The organism is Kitasatospora sp. NPDC059146 (genome assembly GCF_042786665.1).
In the GTDB taxonomy this organism is placed as follows: Bacteria; Actinomycetota; Actinomycetes; order Streptomycetales; family Streptomycetaceae; genus Kitasatospora.
This window is the reverse complement of sequence record NZ_JBHZCY010000241.1, coordinates 1-5,421: the sequence shown is the minus strand read 5'-3', so window position 1 is coordinate 5,421 and position 5,421 is coordinate 1. Positions and strand designations below refer to the sequence as shown.

The window sequence follows — 5,421 nt, the reverse complement described above, 5'->3', positions numbered from 1 at the left end:
GCCGTACCCGGGCGGGCGGGTGGTGCGGGTCAGCGGTCGGCGGTCGACTCCCGTTCGGCGACCAGCCGGAAGCTCCGTGCGGGGCGACCGGTGAGGCGGCGGACGGTGTCGGTGGTGCGGTCCTCGGCGCCCTCCGCGATGGCCCGGTCCATCCCGGCCAGCATCGCGGCGAACTCCTCCGGCATCAGTGCGGCGAGTCGGGCGCGCTGTTCGTCGTACGTCAGGTGGCGGTGGACGACCGAACGGCCGGTGACCTCGGTGAGGACGGCGGCCACGTCGTCGTGGCTGAGCGCCTCCGGCCCGGTCAGGACCAGGTCGGTGTCGGGCGCGTGGTCGTCGGTGAGCGCGTGCACGGCCACGGCCGCGATGTCGTCGGCGTCCACGAAGCCGACCCGTCCGTTCCCGGCCGCGGTCAGGATGGTGCCGTCCGCGCGGATGCCGCGCGCGTGGAGGTGCTCGCCGGTGAAGTTCTGCATGAACCAGGACGGCCGCAGCACCGCCCACTGGTCGAACAGGCCCGGCAGCGCCCGGTGCACCACGCCCACCGCCGGACCCCCCGCGGGCACGGCCGAGGAACTGAGGAGCACCGCGCGGCGCACGCCGGCGGCCCGGGCCCGGCGGAGGAACGGCAGCATGACCGTGGCCGGTTCCGGGTCCCCCACGGGTGGCACGAGGTAGACGCGGTCGGTGCCGGCGAGGGCGCCGTCGAAGGTGGCGGGGTCGAACCAGTCGAAGCGCACCGGCTCCGTGCCGGGCAGAGGTGTGGCACTGCGGCCGGCGGCCCTGACGCGGTGTCCGGCGGCGACGAGCCGCGCGGCGGTGCGGCTCCCGGTGGTGCCGGTGGCGCCGGTGACCAGGACGGTGCTGGTGTCGTTCATCCCGCGCTGCTCCCCGTGAAGTCGAGACCGGGCTGCTGGACGGCGAGCGGGTTCCAGTAGTCGCGGTAGGCGGTGAAGCGCCCGTCCCGGACGGTCACGACGGCGATGTAGGACATGTCGAAGGGGTCCCCGGTGCGGACGACGCGGCCCACGCCGCGCATCTCGACCACGATCGTCGCGGCGTCGGTGGTCCGATGGATCCGCAACTCGGGGAAGTCGTGCAGGTCGATGTGGTCGGGGTAGTCGCGCATGTAGGCCGCGACGGCCTCCCGGCCCTCCAGGCGCCGGGGCAGGCCCGGCGGCGCGAAGGGGAACTCCATCACGCCGTCCTCGGCCCACAGGCCGACCCAGGCGGGAATGTCCTTGTCCAGCAGCAGGCGCAGGCCGTGGCGGTACAGCTCCGCCGGTGGGGTGTTCGCGGGCATGGGTCCTCCGTCGCTTACGATACGGACCAGTGGTCCGCTTTAAGAACGATACGGACCGGCGGTCCGGATCGCAATCGGAGGAAGCAGATGACCGAGCGCAAGCCACGCAAGGACGCGACCCGCAACCGGGCCGCGGCCCTCGCGGCGGCCGACGAGCTCTTCTCCCACGGCGGAAGCGCCGAGGACGTCACCATGGCCGACATCGCGGCGGCGGCCGGGGTCGGCAAGGGGACGCTCTTCCGCGCCTTCGGCGACCGCACGGGCCTGATCCGGGCCCTGTACGCGGCGCGGCTCCAGCCGCTCACGGAAGCCGTCGAGGCCGGCCCGCCCCCGCTGGGCCCGGGCACGCCTGCGCCGGAGCGCGTACCGGCCCTGCTCGACGCCCTGCTGTGCTTCAAACTGGACAACCGTCACCTCGCCCTGGCCCTGGAGGGGACCGGAGCGGACAGCCCCTACCGGACGGAGCACTACGAGCAGTGGCACACCCTCGTCCGGGAGCTCCTGCACCGGATCCCGGGGGCGGCCGACGGCGACTTCACCGCCCACGCGCTGCTCGCGGCCACCCGTGCCGACCTGGTGGAGCACCTGGCCGGCGCGGAGCACGCCTCCCGCGAGGAGCTGCGGGCGCAGCTGGCGCGCCACGTCGCCCGGGTCCTCGGCGTCACGTGACGGTCCGCCACCCGGCGGGGTGACGGCCCGGCGGAGCGGACCAGGTGTCAGGAAACACCCATCCCGTCCTCAGACTGCTCAAAGCGGCGCTCTCTAGCGTCACTGGACATGACGAAGCGAAGCGTCCCCCGGTCGAGGCTGCTGGCTCCCGTCGGCCTCCTCGCGGCCGCAGGCATCATCAACGGGGTGCTGCAAGGGAGTTCCGGTGCCGCCGAGAGCCGGCCGCGGATGTCCGTCGTGGCCGACCCGGCCGCGGTGTCCGCGCCTTCGGCGCCCGCCACGTCCGCTCCGAGCGCCGCTGCCGCCCCGACCGCTACCGCTACCGCTGCCGGTGACCCGAGCGCCACCCCGAGTCCCGCGCCCAGTCCCACGCCCACGCCCACGCCCACGCCCGCCCCCGTTGCGGACGAGGCGCTGCGCAGCGCCGCCGCCCGGGCGGACGGCGCGCTCTCGGTGTCCGTCACCGACCTGACGACCGGCCAGTCGCTCACCTACGGTGCGCCCGGCCACGGCTTCGCCACCGCCAGCATCGTCAAGGTCGACATCCTGGCCACCCTGCTGCTCCAGTCCCAGGACGGCGGCACCGCGCTGACCGCCGCGCAGCAGGACCTCGCCACCGCGATGATCGAGAACAGCGACAACGACTCGGCGACGGCCCTGTGGAACGAGATCGGCCAGGACGGCGGGCTGAACGCCGCCGACCGGCGGTTCGGGCTGACCGCCACCACCGGTGGCGCGGACGGTTATTGGGGTCTCACCGCCACCACCGCCGCCGACCAGGCCCAGCTGCTGTGCCAGGTGTTCACCGGTGACTCGATCCTCTCCCCGGCCTCGCGCGGCTACGTCCAGCAGCTGCTGGGCCAGGTCGAGAGCGACCAGCGCTGGGGGGTGAGCGCGGCGGCGACCGGCGGTACGTCCGCGGTGAAGGACGGCTGGCTGCCGCGTGACGCCGACGGCCTGTGGGTGATCAACAGCATCGGCACGGTGGAGCACGACGGGCACCAGCTGCTGATCGCGGTGCTCTCGGACGGCAATGCCGACGAGTCCGGGGGCGTCGCCCTGGTCGAGTCGGTGGCCCAGGCGGCCGCCGGTTCGCTGAACGGGAGTTGAGGGCCCCGCCGGTCGGGGGGCCTCGGTCAGCCGGGGAAGACCTGGCCCAGGAGCCGCTGGAAGGTGTGCCGGTCCGCCTCGTCCAGCTGGGCCAGGCCGGTGAGGCCGGACATCAGGTCCAGCCGGATCTGCCGTACGGTGCGCTCGCCCTCCTCGGTCAGTACCACGTTCTTGATCCGGCGGTCGGCCGGGTCCACCTCGCGGCGGACGAGTGCGCGGGCCTCCAGGCGGTCGACGATGCCGGTGACGTTGGAGGCGTCGCAGGCCAGCAGGTCGGCCAGGGTGCGCATCGGGCGGGGCTCGCGCAGCAGGCTGAGGGTCTTGCCCTGCATGAGGGTGAGGCCGCGTTCGGCCGCCAGTGCGGCGAAGTTCCGGTAGTAGGCGGCCGCGGCGCCGGCGACCTGGTCCATCAGCTCGACCGGCGTGGGGGCGGCGGAGCCGGTGGCGGTCGGGGTGGCGCTCTGGGTCATGGGTCGAGTGTAGGCGGGATTGCTTGACTTCTTCAATCTTTCAGGTCTACCTTCAAGGCATTGCTTGAAGACATCAACCTTGCAGGCTTCAACCGTCCAGGTCCCGCCCGCTGTCTTCGAGCGCCGGCCCGACGCATGCCTGCGCGCGGCCGGCCCCTCCTGGAAGGACCCCCACCTGATGAGCCACGCCGCCGATCGCGCCGTGCCCAGATCTGCCAAGGCCACGGCCACAGCCACGGCCACCGCCGCCACCGGGCGGCGCGGCAGTACGCCCCTGATCCTGGCGCTGGGCCTGGCCGCGATGGTCGTGGCCATGGCGCAGACCCAGGTCGTCCCGATCCTCGCCCTGCTGCAGAAGGAGCTGCACACCGGTGCCGCCGGCGTCAGCTGGGTGACCACCGCCGCGCTGCTCTCGGCTGCCGTCTTCACCCCCTTGCTGGGCCGGGTCGGCGACCAGTTCGGCAAGAAGCGCACGCTGCTCGCCGTCCTCGCCGTCATGGTGGTCGGCTCGGTCATCGCCGCGACCACCACCTCGCTGGCCCTGCTGATCATCGGCCGGGTGCTGCAGGGCTCCGCCACCGCGATCTTCCCGCTCGCCCTCTCCGTGATCCGCGACGAGGTGCCGCAGGAGAAGCTGCACGGGGCGATGGCGCTGGTCAGCGGAACGCTGGCGTTCGGCAGCGGCCTCTCGCTGGTGGCCACCGGGCTGCTCACCCAGGGCTCGCACCCCGACTACCACCTGGTCTTCTGGTTCTCCACCGCGCTGACCGTGCTCGCCCTGGCGGCCGTCGCCGTGGTGGTACCGCACGGCGGCTCGCCCACCGGCGGCCGGGTCGACGTGCTGGGCGCGCTCACCCTGGCCGTCTTCCTGGTCCTGCTGCTGCTCGGCATCTCGCAGGGCCACGAGTGGGGCTGGTCCTCCGCCCGCACGCTGGGCTCGCTGGCCGGTTCCGCCGTCTTCGCCGCCCTCTGGGTGCTGGTCGAGCGACGGGTGCGCAACCCGCTCGTGGACATGCGGATGTTCGTCCACCGCCAGGTGCTCTTCACCAACCTGACCGGGCTCTTCGTGGGCTTCGCCTCGTTCGCCCAGTTCATCGGCATCTCCTACCTCGTCCAGATGCCGGGCCGGCTGACCGGCTACGGCTTCACCGCCTCGGTCCTGCGCGCCTCCGTCGAGTACCTGCTGCCCAGCGCCCTGATCGCCCTGGCCGCCGCCCCGGTCGGCGGACTGCTGGTGCGCCGGATCGGCGCCCGCTCCACCCTCGCGGTCGGCGCGCTGATCGGCGTGGCGGGCTTCGCCTGGCTGGCCTTCGGGCACGGCGCCGAGGCCGCGGTGATCACGGCGGGCATGCTCACCGGCATCGCGATCTCCTTCGGCTACGCCGCGATGCCCGCGCTGATCGCGGCCAGCGTGCCCCTGGAGCAGACCGGCATCGCCAACGGGATCAACTCCATCTCGCGCTCGGTCGGGAGCTCGATCGCCAGCGCGGTGGTGACCTCGCTGCTCGCCTCCAAGACGGTCAGCTACGCCGCGCTCGGTGGCGCCGCGCTGCCCGCGGAGAGCCAGTTCACCCTCAGCTTCGTGATCGCCGCGGTCGCGCTGCTGCTGGCTGCCGGGGTCGCGATGGTCGGACTCAGCAAGCACCACCGGCCGCTCACCGCGCAGGCTGGTACGGAGGCCGGCGCACGGGCCGACGAGCAGCCGCACGCCGCGGCGGTCGCCGTGCCGGCCGATGCCGAGGCCGGCCCCGACAAGTCCTGACCGACCGGCCGGCCCCCCCCCCCCCCCCCCCCCCCCCCCCCCCCCCCCCCCCCCCCCCCCCCCCCCCCCCCCCCCCCCCCCCCCCCCCCCCCCCCCCCCCCCCCCCC

6 protein-coding genes are annotated in these 5,421 nt (G+C 73.9%); 3 read left to right on the top strand and 3 right to left on the bottom strand.

Annotation, left to right across the window (positions count from 1 at the left end; translation table 11 throughout):
• Positions 1-29: 29 nt before the first annotated feature.
• Both ACFXPX_RS43440 and ACFXPX_RS43435 read right to left on the bottom strand, forming a co-directional pair.
• Positions 30-878 carry an NAD(P)H-binding protein gene (locus ACFXPX_RS43440; RefSeq protein WP_380645068.1) on the bottom strand — a complete coding sequence of 283 codons (849 nt, stop codon included), beginning with the start codon at positions 876-878 and terminating at the stop codon, positions 30-32.
• The gene (locus tag ACFXPX_RS43435) at positions 875-1,303 is read right to left on the bottom strand and encodes a nuclear transport factor 2 family protein (protein WP_380523309.1); all 429 of its coding nucleotides are present in this window, start codon (positions 1,301-1,303) and stop codon (positions 875-877) included. The genes ACFXPX_RS43440 and ACFXPX_RS43435 overlap by 4 nt, the downstream gene beginning before the upstream one ends.
• 87 nt (positions 1,304-1,390) lie before the next feature.
• On the opposite strand from ACFXPX_RS43435, the gene ACFXPX_RS43430 reads away from it, so the two are divergent.
• Both ACFXPX_RS43430 and ACFXPX_RS43425 read left to right on the top strand, forming a co-directional pair.
• Positions 1,391-1,972, top strand: coding sequence for a TetR/AcrR family transcriptional regulator (locus tag ACFXPX_RS43430; RefSeq protein WP_380594731.1), 582 nt, complete (start codon positions 1,391-1,393; stop codon positions 1,970-1,972).
• A gap of 108 nt (positions 1,973-2,080) precedes the next feature.
• Positions 2,081-3,082 (top strand): serine hydrolase, encoded by a 1,002-nt coding sequence (locus ACFXPX_RS43425; RefSeq protein ID WP_380645067.1) that lies wholly within the window; start codon positions 2,081-2,083, stop codon positions 3,080-3,082.
• A 26-nt stretch (positions 3,083-3,108) separates the two neighbouring features.
• On the opposite strand, the gene ACFXPX_RS43420 is transcribed toward ACFXPX_RS43425, so the two are convergent.
• On the bottom strand, positions 3,109-3,552 hold the full coding sequence (locus ACFXPX_RS43420) for a MarR family winged helix-turn-helix transcriptional regulator (RefSeq protein WP_380645065.1): 444 nt from the start codon (positions 3,550-3,552) through the stop codon (positions 3,109-3,111).
• Between the two features lie 178 nt (positions 3,553-3,730).
• On the opposite strand from ACFXPX_RS43420, the gene ACFXPX_RS43415 reads away from it, so the two are divergent.
• Positions 3,731-5,314 carry an MFS transporter gene (locus tag ACFXPX_RS43415; protein WP_380645069.1) on the top strand — a complete coding sequence of 528 codons (1,584 nt, stop codon included), beginning with the start codon at positions 3,731-3,733 and terminating at the stop codon, positions 5,312-5,314.
• The last annotated feature ends 107 nt before the right edge of the window (positions 5,315-5,421 follow it).